The organism is Paraburkholderia acidisoli, assembly GCF_009789675.1.
Classification (GTDB): domain Bacteria; phylum Pseudomonadota; class Gammaproteobacteria; order Burkholderiales; family Burkholderiaceae; genus Paraburkholderia; species Paraburkholderia acidisoli.
The window spans coordinates 1,467,675-1,489,350 of record NZ_CP046914.1 but is presented as its reverse complement, the minus strand read 5'-3'; the positions used below and the strand labels follow the sequence as shown (position 1 = coordinate 1,489,350).

Below are 21,676 nucleotides of genomic sequence, written 5' to 3'. Positions count from 1 at the left end.
GCCGATCCTTACGATGGGAACCCTGCCGCAACGCCCCAGCCGCACCCGGGGCGCGGCCTGAAGCAACACCGCACACCAACCCCGCACGACACCGCACGAGCCCGCGCAACGCTTCGCGGGACACCGCGGCAACGCACCAGCAACACCCTCGCAACCCGGATCAAGGAGCCCCCATGTACCCGACTCAAGGCTATGCAGCACGCGACGCCGCTTCGCCGCTCGCCCCGTTCGAATTCGAGCGCCGCGACCTGCGCGACCTCGACGTCCGTCTCGACGTGCTCTTCTGCGGCGTGTGCCACTCCGACCTGCACCAGGCACGCGACGAATGGCGCAACTCCATTTTCCCGGTCGTGCCGGGCCACGAGATCGTCGGCCGCGTGACGGAAGTGGGCAACGGCGTGACGAAGTTCAAGGTCGGCGAACTGGTCGGCGTGGGCTGTCTCGTCGACTCCTGCCGCACCTGCCCGAGCTGCGACGAAGGCCTCGAACAGTATTGCGAAAACGGCTGGGTCGGCACCTATAACGGCGCCGACAAGCTGACCGGCGACATCACCTTCGGCGGCTATTCCACGCAACTCGTGGTCGACGAAGCCTTCGTGCTGCGCGTGCCGGAAAGCCTCGACGCCGCCGCCGCCGCGCCGCTGCTGTGCGCGGGCATCACCACGTACTCGCCGCTGCGCACGTGGGGCGCCGGTCCCGGCAAGAAGGTCGGTATCGTCGGTCTCGGCGGCCTCGGCCACATGGGCGTGAAGCTCGCTCACGCCATGGGCGCGCACGTCGTGCTGTTCACGACCTCGGCCTCGAAGATCGAAGACGGCAAGCGCCTCGGCGCCGACGAAGTCGTGATCTCGAAGGACCCGGAGCAGATGGCGAAGCACGCCAACAGCTTCGACCTGATCATCAACACCGTGGCCGCGCAGCACGACCTCAACCCGTTCATCGAGCTGCTGCGCCGCGACGGCACGATGACGCTCGTGGGCGCGCCCGAGCACGATCACCCGTCGCCGCAAGTGTTCAACCTGATCATGAAGCGCCGCCGTCTGGCGGGCTCGCTGATCGGCGGCATCGCGGAAACGCAGGAAATGCTGGACTTCTGCGGGAAGCATGGCATCACGTCGGAAATCGAAATCATCGACATGCAGGACATCAACAACGCCTACGAGCGCATGCTCAAGAGCGATGTGAAGTACCGCTTCGTGATCGATCTCGATTCGCTGCGCAAGTAAGCCGCGCCGCCCTTCTGACTTAACGCCGTGCCCCGCCGGGCCGTCCGATCGGACGGCCCGCCAGTCCTTCCGCTTCCTCCGCATCGAAACCACGCGCAGCCGTGCGCGCCGGTTTCCGTAGTCGAGCCGGCGCCCGCGTGCGCCGCCCTGTCACCGTCACTGAATGGCCCGCTGCCGTGCGTCGCTGTCCGCGAGACGCCCGCTGATCGTTTGCTCTTGCCGTTGCAACGCGGATTTCGTTCCAAGCCGATAAACCGAAGGAGCTCGCCCGTGATCGATCGCATCCAGGCGATGCGCACGTTCGTCCGCATCGTCGATACCAACAGTTTCACCAAAGCCGCGCAGTCGCTGGATATGCCGCGCGCCAGCGCGACTACGCTGATGCAAAACCTCGAATCGCTGCTCGGCACGCAATTGCTCGTGCGTACGACGCGGCGGCTTTCGCTTACGCCCGAAGGCGCCGCGTATTACGAGCGCGCCGCGCAGATCCTCGCCGACATCGACGATGCCGAAGCGAGCGTGCGCCAGCAGCCCGGCGCGATTGGCGGCCGGCTGCGCGTGGAAATGCCCGGCCTGATCGCCAACGCGATCGTGCTGCCCGCGCTCGACGACTTCCACGCGCGCTATCCGCAGATCGACCTCGTGATCGGCGTGAGCCTGCGCAACGTCGACCTGGTCGGCGAAGGCGTCGATTGCAGCATCCAGCTGGGCGAGTTGCCCGACTCGGGGCTCGCGGCGCGGCGTCTGGGCGTGCTCGAACACGTGACGTGCGCGAGTCCCGCGTACCTCGCGCGGCACGGCGCGCCCACCACGCTCGACGACCTCGGGCGGCATCGCGTCGTCAATTTTCTTTCGCCGATCACGGGCCGCCCGTTCGAATTCGACTTCGAAGTGGACGGCAGCGCGACCAAGGTGAAAGTGGACGGCTTCGTGCACGTCTCCGACGAGTTCGCGTATCTGACCTGCGGCCTGCAAGGCTACGGCCTCGTCCAGCCGCCGCTGCTCGCGGCGCAACCGTATCTCGACAGCGGCGCGCTGAACGAGGTGCTGCCGCAGTGGAAACCGCTGCCGACGCCGGTCTCGGTGGCGTTCGTGAAGTCGCGCCAGCTTTCGCCGCGCGTGCGCGTGTTCGTCGACTGGCTCGCCGAGCTGTTCGACGACGCCGGGCCGATCAACCGCGATCTCTCGCACGTGCGGCGTCTGCTGGAAGGCTTGCAGCCGGCCTGACCGCCCGGAGACGAAGCCGCGCCGCAGCCGCGCGCCGGTTTATCGGCAGGTGGCGGGGGCGCGGCGCCGGTTCAACGCGGCTTCGAGAGCGCCATGCCGCGGCGCGCATGAAAGCGCGCGACGGTGGCGCAGGGCAGCCAGGCGTTGGCCTGATACGGCGCGACACCGGACGGATTGTGGAACCACACGCCGCCCTCGCCGCGCCCGTGCAGCAGGATCAGATGGCCGCCCTGGCGCGCGCTCGGGCGGTCCGGATAGCGGATTTCCGGGCTCACGGAGACGATCACGAGCGTGTCCTCGTTCAGGCGCGCGGCGCTCGCCTCGATGGGCTCGTCGGTCATCACCTGCACGCGCACGCCGAACTCCGCCTCCACCCACGCGGCGAACGGCCGGTAAATGAGGCCGTCCACGCCGCCGTCCTCGCGCACGCGGTACACGCCGTGACGCAGCGCCGCCTGGAGCAGGTCGGCGCGCGGCGCGTGCGCGACGCCCCAATAGTCGAGCGCCGATTCCAGGCAGGTCAGCCCGCACAGGCGTTGGGCCCAGAAGCGGTAGTCGTCGGGTCGCGCGAAACCGCTGCGCCGCCAGCCGGGGTCGTCGCACGGGTCGGCGCGCGCCTCGACGATGTTCGCCACCCACTCCGGGCTGCCCCATTGGCTGTAGTACGGCACGGCGAAATGCCGATAACCATGGCCGCTCCCTGCCGCCTCACACGCGTCTTCCAGCACTCGATTGCCTCGTTGCGATCCGGGTAGAACGCGCCATCTTCGCAGATCGCCCGCGCATGCCGCAACGCCGCTCCCGGGCGCTTGCGCGCCCGCGCGCGCCTATACCACACGACCCATCGCACCCCAATTAAGCCGCACGAAAAAAATCGGTCAACTTTTCTCATTTGATGCGATTAGAATATCGAGCTACCCGCACGCAACCGGTCCGGACGCCCATCACGCGGCGCTCGCGGGGGCGCGCCATAATGACTCAGACACCCAATCCACCTTTCCCCCCTTAACGCAGTATGTCGAACGTTGCAGACACAACCGACTCGGCTACGGTCGCGGAACGCGTACGCGAGTTGATGACGCGCCACGGCATCGGCAAACGTCAGCAAACCACGGAGCTGTGCCGCATTCTCGACCTGAGCTTCTCGCAAGGGCACCGCAAGCTGCGCGGCAACAGCCCGTGGACGCTTGCGCAAATCAAGAAGGTGGCCGAGGCGTTCGGCGAGCCCGCGGGCCAGTTGTTCGGCGCGCAGTTGCTCGACCCGGGCATGGTCGGCGCGAACGCGCAGGAAGCGGTGCTGTGCGTGAGCGCGGCCGAACTGCCCTGCACCGCGTGGATCGGCGCGCCCGTGGAAGCCGGCAGCCGCCCCGACTTCGTCGCTTACGAGAAGCAGGGGCAGTGGCGCGTGGTGCGCCCCGACGGCGCGCTGTACCAGAACGCGCGCGAAGTGCACAAGATCGAGATCTATCCGCGCCGCGCGGAATCGGACAAGCCGCTCATCGCCGTGGTCGACGACGACCACGCTTCCGCCGACAACCTGCGCGACTACCTCGAACACAGCGGCTACACGGCGCACGCGCTGTACGGCCTCGCGGCGTTCAACGAGGCGCTCGAGAACCAGGTGTTCGACGGCGTGGTGATCGACTGGCTGTTCGGCCCGCAAACGGCTGCCGAAGCCATTCGCCGCGTGCGCGCCTCGGAAAACCCGGAAGCGCCCATTTTCGTGCTCACCGGCGAACTGCTCACGGGCAAGGCGAGCGAGTCGGAGATCAGCCAGGTGGTGCGCCACTACAACGTGGCCTGCTACGAAAAGCCGGCGCGCATGGCCATTCTCGTGGCCGATCTGTCCAAGCGGCTGAATCGCGGCTGAGCTCGCAAACGTTGGCTTATGCCTATTTCTTGCCGTGAAGGCGTGTTTCGCGCGCCGCCGCACCGCCGCACAACGATGGCGTGACGCGAACCCGCGCGACCGCCATTACCCGTGCCTAGCGGCCCGGTTTGCGCCGCGAGCGCTCAGGCGCGCGCCTCGCGCGGCGTGCCGAGCGCGCGTTGCACGGCCGCGCGCAGCACGTCGTAGTGCACGGGCTTCGAGAGCCGGTCGAAAAATTCCGCCTGAACGCCAGGCGCCGCTTCGGCGAGCGTGGCGATCCCTCCGACATCCGCGCTCACCGCGATCACGCGCGGTTTCTCGCGCGCGCCGTAGTCCGCGTCCAGCGCGGCGGCGAACGCATAGCCGTCGCGGCCCGGCATGTGCAGATCGAGCAGCACCACGTCGCACGGCACGGCGTCGAGCAGCGCGAGCGCGCTGTCGGCGTCGGCGGCGGCGAGCGCCACGTAGCCCATGTGCGCGACCATCTCGCAGAGCGAATCGCGCACGAGCGGGTTGTCGTCGACGACCAGCACCTGCGGCGGCGCCTGCACGCCCGGCTCGGTCACGGGCACGATCGGCGCGGCCGGCGCGTCCACGGTCATGACGGGAATACGCACCGTGAAAGTGGTGCCCTCGCCCACGCGGCTCGCCGTGTCGATGCGGCCGCCGAACAGATCGACCAGCCCGCGCACGATCGCGAGCCCCATCCCCGCGCCTTCGTAGCGCCGCGAGCGCGACGCGTCGAGCTGCGTGAATTCCTGGAAGATGAGCGGAATCTGCTCCGCCGCCACGCCCGGCCCGGTGTCGCTCACGACGATCGCGAACGTACCGGCTCGCGCGCCGCCGCGAAGCCGGGCAGCGGCGTCCGTGCTGGATTGCGCCGCTTCAGGAGAAGCCGCCGCAGACTCGGCCGCCTCCAGCGCGAATTCAACGCGCACCGTGCCGCGCTCCGTGTAGCGGATCGCGTTGGTCACGAGATTGTTGGCGATCTGGCGAATCCGGTGCGGATCGGCGACCACGCGCCGCGCGCCGCCCGTGAAGCCGTGCTCGAACACGAGCGCGCGAGCGCGTGCCGCCCGTTCGTTTTCGTCGACGATCGATTGCAGCAGCTCGTGCGGATCGAACGCTTCCTCGCGCAGTTCGAGCTTGCCCGCGCCGAGCCGCGCGTAGTCGGTGAGATCCTTCATCTGCGCTTCGAGCTGGCGCGCGGCGGTTTCCAGCCGCGTGATGACCTTGCGGTCCGCTTCCGAGTGCGAGTTGAAGCCGAGCAGTTCGATCGACGAAACGATCGCGTGCAGCGGCGTGCGCAACTCGTGGCTGATCATGCCGAGAAACGCGTCCTTCGCCATGCTCGCCTCGCGCGCCGCGCGGCTCGCCTGGTGCTCCGCCTCCAGCGCCGCGCGCTGCTGATGCAACAGCCGCGTGCGCCGATAGCCGTTCATCACGAGCAGCACCGCCGCCGCCGCCGAGAGCACGAGCAGCACGAAGCCCGCCGCGAACAGCTCGCGGCGCTTGGCGATGAAGTCGCGCCGGATCGCCTCGCGCTCGCTCACGTCGACGGAGCGGCGGCTCAGCGCCAGGTCGGTCACCTGCGCCCAGTGCAGGTCGAGCAAGGTGAGCATGGGCACCGCGCTCGACGGATGCGTGTCGAGCGTGGCGATCTGCGATTCGAACGGCGTGATGGTCGCGTCGAGGACGGCGAGATCGGCCTCCTGGCGCTTCATGAGGCGCGGCGTGGCTTCGAGCGAGCGCGTGGAGCCCTTCATCACGTTGAGTTTGGATTGCAGCAGTTCGTAGCGCAGCCGCACCTTGTCCGCGTCGCGGTCCATACCGCTGGCGTAGATCAGCAACTGGCTCTCGAAGCGCGCATAGGCGATCTGCAACTGCGCGGCGTCCCAGTACAGCCCGTCGTAACTGCCGGTCAGACGCTGCACGACGCGCGGATTGAGCAGGTTCGCATACAGCAGATAACCAACCGCGACCACCGGCGGCGCGAGCGCCGCGACCCAGATCGCCACCTGCACGATACGGCGCAGGCGGGACTGCAGCGGAGTCAGCAACCGGTCTTGCATCGCCTGCGGCTCACCGTTTGATGGTCATCGACTTGATCTGCCAGGCGAACTTGGCGTCGCCGGCCGCGCCGTCGAGATCGAGCGGATATTGATCGCGCGGATAGATCAGAAAGAGCGGGCCGAAGTCGCTGACCTTGAGACGCTGGCCATTCATCGCGTAAGCGAGCACGACGCCGTAGCGCGCGGCGTCGGCGACGGGCACGACGCAGGTGTAGTCGTCGATCGTGTGGATCTCGATCTCGCTGCCGTACGCGCCCACGGCCTTCAGCACGTCGGAGAGCAACGGGCCCGTGAAGGTGGATTTGGGCGTCCACGTGGTCGAAGTGGCGATGGCATGCACGGGCAACTGGAGCAACTGCGCCTCGCTGAAATGAAACGACGTGTGCTCGGGATTATTGGTCACGCGCACTTCGCCGTCCACGTCGAGCGACAACGAACCCGAGGGCGCCGCGTGCGCGAGCGGCATCGTTTCCACCGTCACGGCCAGCGCGCATGCCAGCGCGGCGGCGAGACGCCGCCAGCGCGACCCGTCCTTGAAATCCTGCATCTATTTCCACCTTTTTTCGCGCGATGAATCGCGTCGTTTCCTGCTGTTCTGGCCTTTCCTGCAGCGGCCCCCGCCGCCTCCTGCGCCCCGTCGGCCTGCACCGGCCCGCGAGCATAGGCATAATATCGTCAAACCTTGCGCCGACAATAGACGTCTTCTTTTCGCACAACAGCGTGAGAATGTCGCGTCGGAGTCCGATTGCATTGCATTTCCTCCGAATGGATAAGCCCATCGTTCCGCTCACTTACGAACAGCTCGACCACTGGGTCGAATCGCTGCAACCGGCCCTGATCGCAGAGGAATTCGCGATGGTGGTCGGCATTCTGCGCGGCGGCGCGCCGCTCGCCTTGATGGTTTCGCACGCAACGGGTGCGAGCGTCGCTTTCCTGCGCTACGACCGCGGCACCCGCGAAGTGCGCTGGGATTCGACGCTGCCGCTTCCCGAGCCCGGCTCGAAAGTGCTGCTCTGCGAAGACATTGCCGGACGCGGCAATACGCTCGTCGACTGCATCGGCTTCTTGCGCGAACACGGCGTGGTCGTGCGCACGCTCACCGGCGCCTTCGACGATCTGAGCCGTTTGCGCCCCGATTATTCGATCGACGCGAGCGGCTATTTCGCGCTGTTCCCGTGGGAACGCCAAGCCTACACCGAACGCTACCGCGCCGACTGGTCGCGCGACGCGAAAGGCGAAGGCACGCGCATGGCCGACGACCACGAATACGCGGTCTACGCGATCGATTTGGACGGCGTGCTGCTGCCCGACATTTCGCCCACGCGCTACGACGAAGACCTCACCGCCGCGCTCGCCGAACGCGATGCGCTCGTGCCATTCGACCGCCTGCCCGGCATCGATCTCAAGCACACGCGCGCCATCATCACGGGCCGCCCGGAAATGGATCGCGAACGCACGCGCGTATGGCTCGAACGGCACGGCTTCGGCCATCTCGAACTGGTCATGCGCACGCCCGACTCGCACGACGAATCGCCCACGGGCGCGGCCGCCCACAAGGCCGCGGCCGCGATCAAATGCGGCGTGACGCATTTCATCGAAAGCGACCCGGTGCAGGCGATTCTCATCGCGCAGAGCGCCCCGCTGTTGCGCGTGATCTGGTGGAATGCGCAAACGCGCACGGGCACGCTGATCGGGGCTTCGGCCTGGAGTTGAGCGCCAGCGCCGAGCCGCGGCGCCGGTGTGTCACCCGCCGCGCCGCGCTTCGATAAACGCGGCCGCGCGCGGCGACGCCACCACGATCAGCTTCATGGTCGCGCGCGTGGCGCCCACGAACAGCTTGCGCGCCGCGCGCTCGTCGAACGTCTCGAAGTCCACTTCCGTAAGAATCACGCACGGCGCGGACTGCCCCTTGAAGCGATAGATCGAATCGAGCAGCACGTCGCCCTCGCGGTACTCGGGATTGCCGAACAGGTCGTACTGGCCCGTGAAATGGCGCAGCCGATGTGGCCCGAGATCGTCGTGCGTGGTGAAGCGCGAATGCTCGCGCCCGCGAAATGAGAGCACCACGATGTCCTGCTTGCGAAAACCCAGCGAGAGCGCCTGGGTGATCGCGCGTTTGGTGGCGTCCACCACGCCGGAATCGTTTGAAACCTCCGCGCCTTCGTCCCATGCCGATACCGTCACGTCCGAGCCGTCGAACGGACTGCCCGCCACGAGTTGCGCGATAGCGGGCACGGTCTCGCCCGCCACGTCGCGCAAAAACGCGAGCACGTCGCGCGGGCTCCGGTAGTTGGTCTGCTCGCGCAACACGGTCCAGCCGGGCAAAGCGGCCGGCGCGCGCGAGAAGAGGTTCTGCAGCGGGTCTTCGAGCCACCACCACGCCGCGCCCCGGCCATCGTCCGCTGCGGTTTCGGGACGCAGCAAGCGCGCCAGCGCGCTCACCCACGCTTCGTGAAAATCCTGCCCTTCGTCGACGATCAGCACGTCGAACTGCCAGTGCTCAGGGATGGGCGCCTGCGCGAAGCGGCGCTCCAGTTCCTCGAACGGGTTCGGGCCTTCGAACTCCGGCACGTGACCGCCGTCGCGCGCAACCCAGTCGCATAGCTGGTGATAGTTCGCGACCTTGACCTCGGGCGGTGCGAGTTTCGCGATGTGGTCCGCGAGCGGGCGGTTGAAACACACATAGAGCGTGCGCGCGCCGCGAGCGACGGCGTCTTTCATGACCTGCACGGCAAGCTGCGTTTTGCCCGAGCCCGCCGTGCCGATCACGCGCAGCCGGAACGGCGCGAATTCGAGGCGCCGCGCCCAGGTGGCGAGGCCGCCCGCGAGCCGCGTGACGAGCGTGTCCGCCGCGCCGATCAGCGCGCTGGTGTCGGGCGTGAGGGAGAGTTCGTCGGCGAGAAAATGCGGGATGCGCGCGGCGCACGGCAGACGCGGCTCGTTCTCGGGCAGCGCTTCGAGCACGACAGCGGCAAGCTTCGCCTTGCGCGTGGCGTCGACGATACGCGCCGGGTTCACGCCCGCGATGGCCGGATTCCGCACCACGTGGTCGGGGCAATAAAACAGCTCTTCGAGCCCGTAGGTGCCCGCGCCGAACGCCGCCGTGAAGCGCCGGTGCAGATTTTCCATCGTGCGCGCAAGACCCACGGCCACGTTGCGCTCGGTTTGCAGATGCGCCTTGACGAGCCCGTTGGCCGTTTCGCGCAGGAAGCCCGCGCGCTGCTCCACCAGCATCACGCGCCCGGCCGGGCTCACGATCACGAATTGCGCCTCGCCGAACACCGAAAAGCTCTCGGCGAGCCGGGTCCAGTGAACGCCGTGATAGACGGTATAGGTGTCGGGTAAGCCGTGCGCGAGCGCCGCCAGCGTTTCGCGTTCGCGCGCGGCGGCGCCGGTGGCTTCGAGGTGTTGCCAGTCGTCGGGGACAATGCGGGCCATAGCGTTCCAATGTGGGGCGATGCGCGCGCTGGACCGCGTTTCGGGCACGACTGCGGAACTCCTCGCGCAACGCAGCGCCTATTCTACGAAAAGCATCGCTGGCGAAAAGCCGGCCAAAAGACATAGGCCGAACGGGCGCGGAAAAATCGCGCCAATTCGTGTATCGTGGCTGCCAGTCCGCGCCTGACTGGCGCCCTAATTTCATTGCAAGGAGAACGCACCAGATGATTACGATCTGGGGACGCGCCAATTCGGTCAACGTCCAGAAAGTCCTGTGGTGTTGCGACGAACTCGTACTGCCGTTCGAGCGCATCGACGCGGGCGGCCAGTTCGGCCGTCTCAACGAGCCTTCGTTTCTCGCCCTGAATCCCAACGGCAAGGTCCCCACGCTCGTGGACGGCAACTACGTGCTGTGGGAATCGAACGCGATCGTGCGCTATCTCGCGCTGGAATACGGTCCGTCGAGCATGCTCTACCCCGCCGAGCCGAAAGTGCGCGGCTCGATCGAGCGCTGGCTCGACTGGTCCGCCACCTCGCTCGCGCCCGCCGAACGGCCGGTGTTCCTCGGCCTCGTGCGCACGCCGCCCGAAAAGCGCGACATGGCGCAGATCGCGGCGGACCTGCATCAGGTGAGCCAGCACTGGCGCCTGCTCGACCAGCATCTCACGGGCCGCTTTTTCCTTGAAAACGAGCGCTTTTCGATCGCCGACATCGTGCTGGGCGCCTTCGCGCGGCGCTGGTTCGGCCTCGAAGGCGTGGAGCGCGAGCCGTTGCCGAATCTCGAACGCTGGTATCAGCGCATTGCGCAACGCGAGGGCTTCCGCAAGTACGTGGGCATCCCGCTCACGTGAAAGGGCTGCGCGGGCGGCCGAACGGCGCGCCCCGTATAATCGAGAGATGAAGACAGCAAAACCGTCCCCGGACGCCGCCCGCCACGGCGCGGCGCACGACCACCACGCTCAGGGTCACGACTCCGCTCATGACCACGAGCATGCCGACCACGGGCACGTTCACGCGACCGGGCCGGTGTCGGGTTCGTCGCTCGAAGCCGCGCTCGCGATGGCCGAGAACTATTGCCGCGAACGCGGCGAAAAGCTCACGCCCATCCGCCGCAAGGTGCTGGAGTTGCTGCTCGCTTCCGGGCGGGCGACCAAGGCCTATTCGCTGCTCGACGAAATGCGCCAGATTCACCCCGGCTCCGCGCCGCCCACGGTGTATCGGGCGCTCGACTTCCTGCTTTCGGCGGGGCTGATTCACCGTATCGAATCGATCAACGCGTTCGCGGTCTGCCACGACCTCACGCAATGCCAGCACGGCATTCTCGTGGTGTGCCAACAGTGCGGGAACGTGACGGAACTGCACGAGCCCAAGCTGCGCCAGGCGCTCGTCGCGCAGATCGAGGCAGCGGGTTACCGGTTGGCCGGCGACGGGATCGAACTCAAGGGTTTGTGCGCGGAGTGCCAGACTGCGCAGGCCGAGGCGGCGTCGGCATCGGCAGAAGCCACCGCGCATTCCTGAGCATTCGCCGCGCCGCGCGGCGCCATGCCGAATCGCCAAAAACGCCGCGAGATCCGCGGCGTTTTTCTTTTTACGCGACGCTTTCCGCCCGCCCGCGCGAGCACCGCGAGCGGCTTACGGCACCCGTTGCGAAGACGGAAAGCGAAGGCTTACAGCGAATGCCGTTCTTCGAGCGCGTCGCTGAGCAGCGTCACGAGCGCTTCGGGTTTCGCCGGTTTGGTCATGAAGTGCTGGAAGCCTTCGCCGATACTGCGCAGCCGCCAGCTTTCGTCGGTATGCCCCGTGAGCGCGACGGCGACGGCCGGTGCGTGATCGCTGCGGATTTCGTGATCGCGCAAGCGCTGGATCAGATAAAAGCCATCCATGGCCGGCAGGTCGAGATCGCAAACCACCGCGTCGGGCAGGAGTTCGATGGCGGCTTCGACGCCGGATTCGGCGTCTTCGACCGCGACGACGCGGGCGCCCTCCGCTTCCAGCAGCGAAGTCAGGGAGGCCCGGCTTTGCGGGTCGTCTTCGACAAGGACGATGGTCGTCCGGTCGAGCTTGTGTACTGCGTTCATTGTCGTGTTGATGCCTTTCTGTCTGTCAGGCCGTATCGGGCCCACCGCGAGGCGGCCCTGCTACGGCAGTGACCGGCGCGCATGCAAGGCGGCGAAAACGCTTCGCGCCATGACGTGCGTCGTCGCGGGCCGTCCTGATAGAGCAATATTGGTGCCGCAGGGTTCCGCTCAATGCGACAAACCGTGTTGCGCCGCGCACATTATCCGCGCGACAAGTCAGCCCGATGAACGGCGCGCTTACGCTTCCTTACCGCTGCCCGCGTTATCGGGATTTTCGGCGCTCTCGGGCGTGGCCAGCGCGCGCTGCCTGCCGGTTTTCGCGAACGCTTCGAGCGCACGCTTGCGCGCGAGATCATGTTCGACGACCGGCTCCGGATAGTCCTTGCCGAGCCGCACGCCCGCCGCGCTCAATTGCTCCGCGCTCGCTTTCCATGGTTCATGCACGAATTTGTCGGGCAGCTTCGCGAGTTCCGGCACCCATTGGCGGATATACGCGGCGCGCGGGTCGAACTTCTGCCCTTGCAGCACGGGATTGAAGATGCGGAAATACGGCGCCGCATCCACGCCCGAGCCCGCCACCCATTGCCAGTTGGCCGGATTGCTGGCCGGATCGGCGTCGACGAGCGTGTCCCAGAACCACGCCTCGCCCGCGCGCCAGTCGAGCAGCAGATGCTTGGCGAGAAACGACGCCGCCACCATCCGCACGCGATTGTGCATGAAGCCCGTGTGCCACAGCTCGCGCATCCCGGCATCGACGAGCGGATACCCCGTGAGCCCGCGCTGCCACGCGCGCAGGCCCTTGCGGTCCTTCAGCCACGGCATGGCGTCGAAGGCCGGCCGCAGATTGCGGGTCGCGAGATCGGGATAGTGGAAGCGTTGATAGTGGCAAAACTCCCGCCAACCCAGTTCGCTGGCGAATTTTTCGGCGCTCGACGCGCGCCGCGCCGACCCGCGCCCGTGCGCATGCTGCGCGGCCCGCAGCGCGGCCCAGACCTGACGCGGCGACACCGCGCCCACCGCGAGATACGGCGAGAGGCGGCTCGTCGAGCCGTCGGCGGGGTCGTCGCGGCCGTCGCCGTAAGCGTCGAGGTCGTCGTGGAGAAACACGCGCAGGCGTTCGAGCGCCGCGTCCTCTCCCGCCGGCCACGCCTCGCGCATGCCGCCCGCCCAGTCGGGCTTGTGCGGCTCGAAGCCGAAATCGGCGAGCTTCGATGCGCGTTGGGTAAGACCTGCTGGCAGACGTTGAAATTTCATCCCATCGGGCTCGCCTTCCGGCGGCGCGGGATCGCCCTTCTTCAGGCACGCGCGCCAATAGGCGCTGTACACGAGGAACGGGCTGCCCGACTGGTTGAGCACCGTCCACGGCTCGTTCAGCAGTTGCCCGTTGAAGGTTTCCACCGTTAGACCGCGCTCGCGCAGCCCGGCCTTGAGCTTGCCGTCCGACTCGCGCTGCGCCGCGCCGTAGCGACGGTTCCAGTACACGGCCTGCGCGCCGCTGGCTTCGGCGAGCCATTCGATCGTCTTCGCCTCGTCGCCTTCAAGCAGCAGCAGCTTGCCACCGCGCTCGTGCAGCGCCGCCTCGAGCGCGCGTAGCGAAACATGCCGCCACCAGAGTGCGGCGGCGCCGTCCGGGCGCTCGCCCGCCGCCTTGGGATCGTGGATCCACACGCAGATGAGCGGCGCGCCGCTCGCCGCCGCCTGCGCGAGCGCCGGGTGATCGGCGAGCCGCAGATCGTCGCGAAACCAGACGATGGCGGGCGCGGCGTGGGAAGAAGACTTGGAAGCAGTCAGACGAAACCTCGGCCTTGGTGAGAACACCGAAGCGCGCGGGCAGCGACGCATCGGCGGGATGTACGGATTGCGCGCGACAGGCGCACGAATCGTGCCAGCCCGCCGCGCTGAATCCGGCGGCCCGCAGCGTATCACGTTGCCTGGCGGCTGCCAGCCCTGAATCTTCCCCAATTACCGCCCGGCGTCGCACGGTCGAATGCCGTGCTCATGCGTAGCAACGGAACCGCCGAAATCCGCACCGTGACCTACGCGGCGAAGCCGCTCGCCGATGTGCCGCGAACCAGGCAGTTAGTTGCGATGGTCGTGCGAAGCCACGGGCCCCACGCCTTGCGTAATGAGCGCCACGGCATGCCGGGCGATGGTTTTCGCGTCGACGTCGCGTTGCTGCGGCCCGTTGCGCCAGATCGGCGCGGTGGCGAGCGGCAGCAGCGTGAGCCCCATCAACGAATGGAACAGCAGCGACGGCTCCAGCGACGCGTTGAGCCGCCCGGCGCGCTGCCAGCGCTCGATGGCCGCGTGCGCCTTCTTCTGGTTCTCGTGCCCGTAGCGCTCGTGCATGCGCTGACGCAACAAACCGCCCTCGCTGATGACCTCGCGCACCCACAGCGGCGCGAACCACGCATAGGTTTGCGCCACTTCGACGAAGCGCTCGGCCAGCGCCGTGAGCGCGGTCACGGGATCCTCCGGATGCGCCTCGAAAATGCCGCCGAACGCCTCGCGCAGCGGCACGAAACGCTCGTCGATGATGACGTCGATCAACTGGTCGCGCGTCTTGAAGTAGTAGTGGACCATTGCGGGCGTGACGCCGGCCTCGCGCGCGATCGCGGCCAGCGACGTGTCGAGCATGCCCTGACGCGCGAACAGCGCGAGCGCGGCTTCGATCAGCCGCAAGCGTTGCTCCGCCCCGCCCGCGCCGCCGCTCGGCCTGCCGGGACGGCGCGCGGGCGCGGTGGCCGCGGCGGCTGCGGCGTGGGCGAGATCGCCGTCGACGGCACTGGCACCGGCGCTCGCCGGCGTGGAATCGGAGGTTGTCATACGCGCTTGCCTGCTTGCATCCCGTTACGATTTGAATTTTGACCAACTGGAATAATTGTCTTAATATTAATCGCCCGGTTAATTAATTTCAAGCTTGAACAAGCTATGGAAAGTACGTTGAAGTCCCCTGCCGCCTCCGCGCCGTCGTCCGCCGATCACCCGCCGCTCCGGCTGCTGTTTCCGGCGCTGCTGCTCGTGATGCTGCTCGCCGCGCTCGACCAGACCATCGTGTCCACGGCGTTGCCCACCATCGTCGGCGAACTGGGCGGCCTGGACCGGCTCTCGTGGGTCGTCACCGCGTACCTGCTCACGTCCACCATCGTCGTGCCGCTCTACGGCAAGTTCGGCGATCTGTTCGGGCGCAAGATCGTGTTGCAGGCCGCCATCGTCATCTTCCTGGCGGGCTCGGCGCTGTGCGGCGTCGCGCAAAACATGCCGCAGCTGATCGTGCTGCGCGCGCTGCAGGGCATTGGCGGCGGCGGCCTGATGGTCGTGACGATGGCGGCCATAGGCGACGTCATTCCGCCCGCGCAACGCGGCAAGTATCAAGGCATGTTCGGCGGCGTGTTCGGTCTCGCCACCGTGATCGGGCCGCTGCTCGGCGGCTTTCTCGTCGAGCATCTGTCGTGGCGCTGGATTTTCTACATCAACCTGCCGCTCGGCGCGCTCGCGCTCGCGGTGATCGGCGCCGTGTTCAAGCCGCGCGCCGCGCACGTGAAGCACGTGATCGACTACATGGGCGCGGCGTGGCTCGCGGGCGCGCTCACCTGCCTGATCCTGTTCACGAGCGAAGGCGGCTCGCTGCTGCCGTGGAACTCGCCCACGCTGTGGCTCACGCTCGTGCTCGGCGCGGTGTCGGTCGCGGGTTTCATCCACGAGGAAAAACACGCCGCCGAACCGATCATGCCGCTCGAACTGTTTCGCGAGCGCACCTTCGTGCTGTCGAGCCTGATCGGCTTCATCGTGGGCGTGTCGCTGTTCGGCTCGGTCACGTTCCTGCCGCTGTATCTGCAGGTCGTGAAAGGCTCCACGCCTTCGCAGGCCGGCATGCAGATGCTGCCGATGATGGGCGGTGTGCTGCTCATGTCCGTGATCACCGGGCGCCTCATCAGCAAGCTCGGCAAGTACCGCATGTTTCCGATCATGGGCACGGCGCTCGTGGCCGTGGCGATGATGCTGCTCGCGCGCCTGCAGATCGACACGCCGCTCTCGCGCATGTACGTGTACATGGGGCTGCTCGGCTGCGGGCTCGGGATGGTGATGCAGGTGCTGGTCCTCGCGGTGCAGAACGCGGTGGCGTTCCGGCACATGGGCGTGGCCACCTCGGGCGCGACGCTGTTCCGCTCGATCGGCGGCTCGGTGGGCGTGGCCGCGTTCGGCGCGGTGTTCTCGCACGGCCTGCACGCGCGCCTCGAAACGCTCCTGAGCAGCGACGTGGCACTGCCCCAGCCGCTCACGCCCGAGGTGATCCGCCACTTGCCGCCCGCCGTGCACGCGCAGTATCTCGACGCGTTCGCGGGCGCGCTGCACACGGTCTATCTTTCGGCGGCGTGCGTGGTGGTGGTCTCGTTCGCGCTTTCATGGCTGCTGCGCGATTTGCCGCTGCGCAAGCAGCAATAACGCGTTTCGCTCGCGGCACGGTTTTTTTTACGTACGCCGATCAAGCCAGTTGCGCCGCGCGCGACATCGCGCACTCCAGCGTCTCGTACACCTTGGGCCGGTTGCACTGCGAGACGTTGAAGCGCAAGAACGCGCCCGCGCTGTGCGACACGCTGAACACGTTGCCGGGCGCGAACACCACGCCTTCGCCGAGCGCCTCGCGCGCGACCGGCGCGGCGTCGAGTCCGCCGGGCAGCGCAGCCCACACGAACAAGCCCGCCTGCGGACGCGTCCATGCGCGCAAACCGAGCGCGTCGAGCCGGTGCAGCGTCTCGCCCATCGCGTCGGCGAGCCTCGCGCGCAGGCCGTCCAGATAACGCCGGTAGGTGCCGTCCACGAGCAGCCGCTGCACGAGGTCGGCGGCCACTTCGCCGTTGCCGAACGATACCGCCAGCTTCAGATCGACGAGCGCCTCGATCCAGTCCGCGCGTGCGGCGATGAACCCGCAGCGCGCCGCCGCCGACATCGTCTTCGAAAAACTGCCGATGGTGATCACGCGCGCGAGGCCGTCGAACGCCGCGAGACGCGGCGCGCTTTCGCTCTCGAAGTCCGCGAAAATGTCGTCCTCCACGATCAGCAGATCGTGCGCCTCCGCGAGCTTGAGCACGCGATGCGCAACCGCGGGCGCGAGCGTCGCGCCGGTCGGATTGTGGACCGCCGAATTCGTCACGTAGAGGCGCGGCCGGGCCTCGGCGAGCGTCTTCTCGAACGCGGCGAGATCGGGGCCGGTGGGCGTGTACGGCACGCCGATCACGCGCACGCGATGCGCGCGCAGCAACGCCTGAAAATTGAAATAGCACGGGTCGTCGACGAGCACGGTGTCGCCGGGTTCGAGCAGCAGGCGGCACAGCAGGTCGAGCGCCTGGGTGCCGCTGTCGGTGAGCACGATCTGGCCGGGCGCGGCTTCCACACCGTGCTGCGCGAGCCGCCACGCCAGTTGCTGGCGCAGCGCGGGCAGCCCGAGCGGCGAGGCGTAGTCGGTCAATTGCGCGCGCGGGTCGCGGGCGATCGCCCGTAATGCGCGCCGCACGGCGTCCTGCGGCAACCACGCGGCGGGCAGCCAGCCGCAACCGGGACGCAGCGCGTCGGCCTCGGTTTCGAGCGACTGGCGCGTGAGCCAGAGCGGATCGATTTCACGGTCGAGCTGCGGCCCCAGCGCCGCGAGCGCGAGCGGCGGCGCGTGACCGGCCACGAAAAATCCCGCGCCGCGCCGCGACACCAGCACGCCTTCGGCCACGAGCCGTTCGTACGCGTCGACCACCGTCGACTTGGAAATGCCGGTCTGTTCGCTCATCGTGCGGATCGACGGCACGCGCGCCCCGGCCGCGAGCGAGCGCGCGGCAATGCGCTGGCGCAGCGCTTCCATCACCTGTTCGACGCGTGTGATCGCCATTCCCGGCTGACCGTTGAGCTTCATCCGTACTGCTCCGTAATCAATACAGTTTGTCGAAATTGTACTGATCTGTAGCTTACCGTTCGCGCGCGGGAAGCGCATCATCGGCGCATCGATTTTTGGTTTTCTCACGATTTCCGCCCATGCGCAAAACGCTCGACTCCACCACCGACGGCTGGCTTTGCGGCCTCGCCGGCGTACTCATCTTCAGCGGCTCGCTGCCCGCCACGCGGCTCGCCGTAATCGGCCTCGACCCGGTGTTTCTGACCGGCGCGCGCGCGACCATCGCCGGCGCGATCAGCGCGTTGCTGTTGCTGGTCTTGCGCGCCGCGCGGCCCGCGCGCAACGAAATCTGGCCGCTCGTGATCGTCGCGCTGGGCGTGGTGGTGGGCTTTCCGCTGCTCACCGCGCTCGCGTTGCAGCACGTGAGTTCGGCGCACGCGATCGTCTTCGTCGGCTTGTTGCCGCTCTCCACCGCGCTGTTCGGCGTGCTGCGCGCGGGCGAGCGGCCGCAACCCGCGTTCTGGGTGTTCTCGGCGCTCGGCAGCGCGGCGGTCGTGGCCTTCGCGCTGCGTCACGGGCTCGACGCCTCGCCGCTCGGCGACGCGCTGATGCTCGGCTCGATCGTGGTCTGCGGGCTCGGTTACGCGGAAGGCGCGCGGCTGTCGCGGCGGCTCGGCGGCTGGCAGGTGATCTGCTGGGCGCTGGTGATCTCGCTGCCGGTGATGGCGCCGCTCGCGGCATGGCTGTGGCCCGCGTCGCTCGCGACCGTAGGCGCCGCCTCGTGGTGGGGGCTCGCGTACGTCTCGCTGTTCAGCATGCTGATCGGCTTCGTGTTCTGGTATCGCGGGCTCGCGCTCGGCGGCATCGCGGGCGTCGGTCAGTTGCAGTTGCTGCAACCGTTCTTCGGCTTCGTGCTCGCGGCGCTGCTGCTGCACGAAGCGGTGCCGCCCGCGATGATCGCGGTGACGGCCGTGGTGATCGCCTGCGTGGCGGGGGCGCGGCGCTTCGGACGCGCCTCGGCGGCGGCAGCGCGGGCGCGGGCGTGATGGTTCGGTGTGCGTGCGGCGTTTCGCCTTGACCTCGACGCCGGTTGAAGGTGGCTTCGGCGCGCGTTGTCGCAACGTCTGGCGACGCGCACGCAGTACGCAACATGACGCATGCAGCGGATAGCGGCAAGCGGCATGCGGCAGCGGCAGGCGGCGCCCATCGTCGGCGAATTTTTTTAACGCGCTTCAAAACCGCGCCGCCGCAAGGCATAGTGAAGGATTCGCCTCGCCTCGCGCCCCGCCCGTCATGACGCCCGCTTCCCTCTCCCACGCGCCCGCTCTGGTGCGCGACGCCACCGCCGCCGACTTTCCCGCCATCGCCGCGATCTACGCGCATCACGTGCTGCACGGCACGGCGTCGTTCGAGGAAGCCCCGCCGGGCCCCGACGAACTCCTGCGCCGCCACGCCGCCGTGCGCGAGCAAGGCTTGCCGTGGATCGTGGCCGAACTCGAAGGCCAGGTCGCGGGCTATAGCTACGCGACGCCGTACCGGCCGCGCCCGGCGTATCGCTATTCGATCGAAGATTCGATTTATATCGACGAGGCATTTCGCGGACGCGGTCTCGGCCGCACGCTGCTCGCCGCGCTGATCGCGCGTTGCGAAGCGGGCCCGTGGCGGCAGATGATCGCCGTGGTCGCCAACCCGCAAGGCGGCTCGCTCGCGCTGCACGAGCAGCTGGGCTTCACGCTCGTCGGCACGCTGCGCGGCATCGGCTTCAAGCACGGCGAATGGCGCGACACGGTGCTGCTGCAACGCACGCTAGGCGCGGGCGCCGATACCCCGCCGAACGCCGCGCCCGCGCGCTGACACGCCCACGCGGCGAGCGCCGCCAATCCCGGCGCCGCGCGCGAAACGCCGCTCGTACAATACGTCCCTGGCTCACCGGCGCACCCGCGCCGACAAGGACTTTTCGCTCATGCAATCCCTTCTCGCGCACGTCCACCCGTCCAACTGGAGTTTCCTGTGGGACGCGCTCACCGTGTTCGCGCTGCGCCTGTGCGCCGCCGTGGCGATCCTCTGGCTCGGCTGGTGGTTCGCGCGGCGCGTCGCGAACTGGCTCGCGCGCCAGGCCAGCATCGACCCGACCCTGCGGCCCATCGCGCGCGACACGGCGTTGTGGGGCGTGCGGCTCATCGCCATCGTCGGCGCGCTCTCGCAGATCGGCATCCAGACCGCGAGCATCGTCGCGGTGCTCGGCGCGGCCGGTCTCGCCATCGGCCTCGCGCTGCAAGGCACGTTGCAAAACATCGCGGCGGGCATCATGTTGCTGCTGCTCCGGCCGTTCAAGGTGGGCGATTACATCGACGGCGGCGGCGGCAACGTCGCGGGCACCGTGGAGGAAGTGAACCTGTTCACCACGCGCCTCACGAAACCCGACGGCATTTGCGAATACGTGCCGAACAGCGGGCTGTGGAGCAACTCGATCCGCAATTACAGCCGCAATCCCACGCGGCGGCTCGATCTCGAGGTGGAAGTGTCGGTGCGCGACGACGTCAATCGCGCGCTCGACGCGTTGCGCGCGCTCGCCGCCGCCGACCCGCGCGTGCTCGAAGCGCCCGCGCCGCAAGTGATGGTCGCGCGTTTCGACGACAGCACCGTCGTGCTCAACGTGCGCGTGTGGGCCAACATCGACACGTACTGGGAGATGCGCTGGGATCTCTCGCGCAAGGTGCGCCAGGCGCTCAACGACGCGCAATGCTCGCTGCCGCTGCGCACGCGCGAACTGCATATCGTGCAGACGCCCGCCGATCCCAAAGACACCTCCGGCGACACGCAACGCTCGTCGCCATAACCTCGTTTGCGCACGGCGGCCGCGCGGGTAAAACCGCGCGCAAATAGCCGATATCAACGCGCGCGCATGCCGCTGGCGCGCCGCATCGCCTATGCTCGGCTTTTTGTTCGCGCCGCCGATGCTCTCCGCCCGTTTTTCCGTCGATGCCGATATGTCCCGCGATGCCAACGCCTCGGCGCTTCGCACGCTGTTGCGCAGCCTCGGCCAGATCGTCTTGCAGGCACACGCGGGCACGGGCGCCTGCGTCCTCGCGGCACTCGCGCTGACCGACTGGCGGCTCGCGTGCGCGGCGCTGCTGGGCGCGACGGCGGCCAACGTCTGCGCGCAGGTGAACGGCCACGCCGGCGCCGCGATCCGCGAAGGCCGCGCCGGCTTCAACGGCGCGCTCGCGGGACTCGCGGCGCAAAGCGTGATGGGCGATGCGTCGACGGCGGCGGCCGTGGCGCTGATCGCGGGCGGCGCGAGCGCGTGGATCGCGCCGCTGCTCGAACGCCCGCTCGCCCGCGCGCGACTCGCGCTGTATTCCACGCCTTGCCTGATCGTCACGTGGCTGTGGCTGCCGATGCGCGCCAACGTCGCTGCCGACGCGGCTTTCGTTGCGGATTTCGTCCATAAGCATGCCGCGTTGAATCCCATCGCCAGCGTGCTGGGCGGACTCGCGCAAACCGTGTTCGCAACGGGCGCCGCGCCGGGTGCCTGCGTGCTCGCGGGCCTCGCGTTGTCGTCGCGGCGCGCCGCGAGTTTCGCGTTATGCGGCGCCACGTTCGCCACCGCGCTCGAATTCGCGTGCGGCGCCCCGTACGCCGATCTCGACGCGGGCCTCGCCGGTTTCAACGGCGCGCTGGCCGCGCTCGCCACCCACACGCTGGGCGCGCGTGCCGCGTTCTGTGCGACGATGCTGGCCGCGGCGCTGCATCGCCTCGCGGCGCACTACGGCTTGCCCGCGCTGACCGCGCCGTTCGTGCTGGCGAGCTGGAGCGCGCATCTGGCCGCGCGACGCTGGCGCGGCCACGCATCGGCCGCGCACTGAAACGCAAGCGGCCAT

The 21,676-nt window shown here is 68.1% G+C and carries 19 protein-coding genes; 11 read left to right on the top strand and 8 right to left on the bottom strand.

The annotated features are described in order from the left end of the window. Positions 1-173: 173 nt before the first annotated feature. Both FAZ98_RS20765 and FAZ98_RS20760 read left to right on the top strand, forming a co-directional pair. Positions 174-1,226, top strand: a complete 1,053-nt coding sequence (locus FAZ98_RS20765; RefSeq protein WP_158953313.1) for an NAD(P)-dependent alcohol dehydrogenase — start codon at positions 174-176, stop codon at positions 1,224-1,226. Positions 1,227-1,496: 270 nt separating this feature from the next. Continuing rightward, entirely contained in the window at positions 1,497-2,453 is a 957-nt protein-coding gene (locus tag FAZ98_RS20760) for a LysR family transcriptional regulator (protein WP_158953311.1), read from the top strand. A gap of 71 nt (positions 2,454-2,524) precedes the next feature. Here FAZ98_RS20760 and FAZ98_RS20755 read toward each other — a convergent pair whose 3' ends face one another. Next, positions 2,525-3,181, bottom strand: a complete 657-nt coding sequence (locus FAZ98_RS20755) for a C39 family peptidase (protein ID WP_233272756.1) — start codon at positions 3,179-3,181, stop codon at positions 2,525-2,527. 287 nt (positions 3,182-3,468) lie between these two features. Between FAZ98_RS20755 and FAZ98_RS20750 the strand changes: the two genes are divergently transcribed. Next, on the top strand, positions 3,469-4,323 hold the full coding sequence (locus FAZ98_RS20750) for a helix-turn-helix domain-containing protein (RefSeq protein WP_158953309.1): 855 nt from the start codon (positions 3,469-3,471) through the stop codon (positions 4,321-4,323). 143 nt (positions 4,324-4,466) lie between these two features. Here FAZ98_RS20750 and FAZ98_RS20745 read toward each other — a convergent pair whose 3' ends face one another. Together FAZ98_RS20745 and FAZ98_RS20740 are read right to left on the bottom strand one after the other, a co-directional pair. After that, positions 4,467-6,383 (bottom strand): ATP-binding response regulator, encoded by a 1,917-nt coding sequence (locus FAZ98_RS20745; RefSeq protein WP_233272755.1) that lies wholly within the window; start codon positions 6,381-6,383, stop codon positions 4,467-4,469. Between the two features lie 22 nt (positions 6,384-6,405). Continuing rightward, the gene (locus tag FAZ98_RS20740) at positions 6,406-6,942 is read right to left on the bottom strand and encodes a molybdopterin-dependent oxidoreductase (protein ID WP_158953305.1); all 537 of its coding nucleotides are present in this window, start codon (positions 6,940-6,942) and stop codon (positions 6,406-6,408) included. Positions 6,943-7,160: 218 nt separating this feature from the next. Between FAZ98_RS20740 and FAZ98_RS20735 the strand changes: the two genes are divergently transcribed. Beyond that, positions 7,161-8,108, top strand: coding sequence for a phosphoribosyltransferase (locus tag FAZ98_RS20735; RefSeq protein ID WP_158953303.1), 948 nt, complete (start codon positions 7,161-7,163; stop codon positions 8,106-8,108). A gap of 30 nt (positions 8,109-8,138) precedes the next feature. Here FAZ98_RS20735 and FAZ98_RS20730 read toward each other — a convergent pair whose 3' ends face one another. Further along, positions 8,139-9,833, bottom strand: coding sequence for an ATP-binding domain-containing protein (locus FAZ98_RS20730; RefSeq protein WP_158953301.1), 1,695 nt, complete (start codon positions 9,831-9,833; stop codon positions 8,139-8,141). 224 nt (positions 9,834-10,057) lie between these two features. Here FAZ98_RS20730 and FAZ98_RS20725 point away from each other — a divergent pair, with 224 nt between their 5' ends. Both FAZ98_RS20725 and FAZ98_RS20720 read left to right on the top strand, forming a co-directional pair. After that, on the top strand, positions 10,058-10,684 hold the full coding sequence (locus FAZ98_RS20725; RefSeq protein ID WP_158953299.1) for a glutathione S-transferase family protein: 627 nt from the start codon (positions 10,058-10,060) through the stop codon (positions 10,682-10,684). Positions 10,685-10,730: 46 nt separating this feature from the next. Beyond that, positions 10,731-11,351: a Fur family transcriptional regulator gene (locus FAZ98_RS20720; protein ID WP_158953297.1), complete on the top strand. Its 621-nt coding sequence runs from the start codon at positions 10,731-10,733 to the stop codon at positions 11,349-11,351. Between the two features lie 149 nt (positions 11,352-11,500). On the opposite strand, the gene FAZ98_RS20715 is transcribed toward FAZ98_RS20720, so the two are convergent. From FAZ98_RS20715 to FAZ98_RS20705, 3 genes are all read right to left on the bottom strand, one after another. Further along, positions 11,501-11,911, bottom strand: a complete 411-nt coding sequence (locus tag FAZ98_RS20715) for a response regulator (RefSeq protein ID WP_158953295.1) — start codon at positions 11,909-11,911, stop codon at positions 11,501-11,503. Positions 11,912-12,148: 237 nt separating this feature from the next. Then, positions 12,149-13,753, bottom strand: a complete 1,605-nt coding sequence (locus tag FAZ98_RS20710) for a cryptochrome/photolyase family protein (RefSeq protein WP_158953293.1) — start codon at positions 13,751-13,753, stop codon at positions 12,149-12,151. Between the two features lie 237 nt (positions 13,754-13,990). Further along, positions 13,991-14,737, bottom strand: a complete 747-nt coding sequence (locus tag FAZ98_RS20705) for a TetR/AcrR family transcriptional regulator (RefSeq protein WP_158953291.1) — start codon at positions 14,735-14,737, stop codon at positions 13,991-13,993. Positions 14,738-14,842: 105 nt separating this feature from the next. On the opposite strand from FAZ98_RS20705, the gene FAZ98_RS20700 reads away from it, so the two are divergent. Then, positions 14,843-16,357 carry an MDR family MFS transporter gene (locus FAZ98_RS20700; RefSeq protein ID WP_158953289.1) on the top strand — a complete coding sequence of 505 codons (1,515 nt, stop codon included), beginning with the start codon at positions 14,843-14,845 and terminating at the stop codon, positions 16,355-16,357. Positions 16,358-16,397: 40 nt separating this feature from the next. Here the strand turns inward: FAZ98_RS20700 and FAZ98_RS20695 are convergent, their stop codons facing one another. Continuing rightward, positions 16,398-17,813, bottom strand: coding sequence for an aminotransferase-like domain-containing protein (locus FAZ98_RS20695; protein ID WP_158953288.1), 1,416 nt, complete (start codon positions 17,811-17,813; stop codon positions 16,398-16,400). A gap of 119 nt (positions 17,814-17,932) precedes the next feature. Here FAZ98_RS20695 and FAZ98_RS20690 point away from each other — a divergent pair, with 119 nt between their 5' ends. The 4 genes from FAZ98_RS20690 (at position 17,933) to FAZ98_RS20675 (ending at position 21,661) form a co-directional block, all read left to right on the top strand. Further along, positions 17,933-18,838, top strand: coding sequence for a DMT family transporter (locus FAZ98_RS20690; protein ID WP_158953286.1), 906 nt, complete (start codon positions 17,933-17,935; stop codon positions 18,836-18,838). A gap of 247 nt (positions 18,839-19,085) precedes the next feature. After that, the gene (locus tag FAZ98_RS20685) at positions 19,086-19,646 is read left to right on the top strand and encodes a GNAT family N-acetyltransferase (protein WP_158953284.1); all 561 of its coding nucleotides are present in this window, start codon (positions 19,086-19,088) and stop codon (positions 19,644-19,646) included. Positions 19,647-19,755: 109 nt separating this feature from the next. Beyond that, the gene (locus tag FAZ98_RS20680; RefSeq protein ID WP_158953282.1) at positions 19,756-20,631 is read left to right on the top strand and encodes a mechanosensitive ion channel family protein; all 876 of its coding nucleotides are present in this window, start codon (positions 19,756-19,758) and stop codon (positions 20,629-20,631) included. A gap of 151 nt (positions 20,632-20,782) precedes the next feature. Then, positions 20,783-21,661 (top strand): urea transporter, encoded by an 879-nt coding sequence (locus FAZ98_RS20675; RefSeq protein ID WP_158953280.1) that lies wholly within the window; start codon positions 20,783-20,785, stop codon positions 21,659-21,661. The last annotated feature ends 15 nt before the right edge of the window (positions 21,662-21,676 follow it).

Excerpts from the sequence above, each read along its gene's own strand:
- FAZ98_RS20685 (WP_158953284.1), top strand. The coding sequence starts at position 19,086 with ATGACGCCCGCTTCCCTCTCCCACGCGCCCGCTCTGGTGCGCGACGCC.
- FAZ98_RS20710 (WP_158953293.1), bottom strand. The coding sequence starts at position 13,753 with ATGCGTCGCTGCCCGCGCGCTTCGGTGTTCTCACCAAGGCCGAGGTTT.
- FAZ98_RS20700 (WP_158953289.1), top strand. The coding sequence starts at position 14,843 with ATGGAAAGTACGTTGAAGTCCCCTGCCGCCTCCGCGCCGTCGTCCGCC.
- FAZ98_RS20765 (WP_158953313.1), top strand. The coding sequence starts at position 174 with ATGTACCCGACTCAAGGCTATGCAGCACGCGACGCCGCTTCGCCGCTC.
- FAZ98_RS20730 (WP_158953301.1), bottom strand. The coding sequence starts at position 9,833 with ATGGCCCGCATTGTCCCCGACGACTGGCAACACCTCGAAGCCACCGGC.
- FAZ98_RS20705 (WP_158953291.1), bottom strand. The coding sequence starts at position 14,737 with ATGACAACCTCCGATTCCACGCCGGCGAGCGCCGGTGCCAGTGCCGTC.
- FAZ98_RS20720 (WP_158953297.1), top strand. The coding sequence starts at position 10,731 with ATGAAGACAGCAAAACCGTCCCCGGACGCCGCCCGCCACGGCGCGGCG.
- FAZ98_RS20740 (WP_158953305.1), bottom strand. The coding sequence starts at position 6,942 with ATGCAGGATTTCAAGGACGGGTCGCGCTGGCGGCGTCTCGCCGCCGCG.
- FAZ98_RS20735 (WP_158953303.1), top strand. The coding sequence starts at position 7,161 with ATGGATAAGCCCATCGTTCCGCTCACTTACGAACAGCTCGACCACTGG.
- FAZ98_RS20725 (WP_158953299.1), top strand. The coding sequence starts at position 10,058 with ATGATTACGATCTGGGGACGCGCCAATTCGGTCAACGTCCAGAAAGTC.
- FAZ98_RS20675 (WP_158953280.1), top strand. The coding sequence starts at position 20,783 with ATGTCCCGCGATGCCAACGCCTCGGCGCTTCGCACGCTGTTGCGCAGC.
- FAZ98_RS20680 (WP_158953282.1), top strand. The coding sequence starts at position 19,756 with ATGCAATCCCTTCTCGCGCACGTCCACCCGTCCAACTGGAGTTTCCTG.
- FAZ98_RS20750 (WP_158953309.1), top strand. The coding sequence starts at position 3,469 with ATGTCGAACGTTGCAGACACAACCGACTCGGCTACGGTCGCGGAACGC.
- FAZ98_RS20695 (WP_158953288.1), bottom strand. The coding sequence starts at position 17,813 with ATGAAGCTCAACGGTCAGCCGGGAATGGCGATCACACGCGTCGAACAG.
- FAZ98_RS20690 (WP_158953286.1), top strand. The coding sequence starts at position 17,933 with ATGCGCAAAACGCTCGACTCCACCACCGACGGCTGGCTTTGCGGCCTC.
- FAZ98_RS20715 (WP_158953295.1), bottom strand. The coding sequence starts at position 11,911 with ATGAACGCAGTACACAAGCTCGACCGGACGACCATCGTCCTTGTCGAA.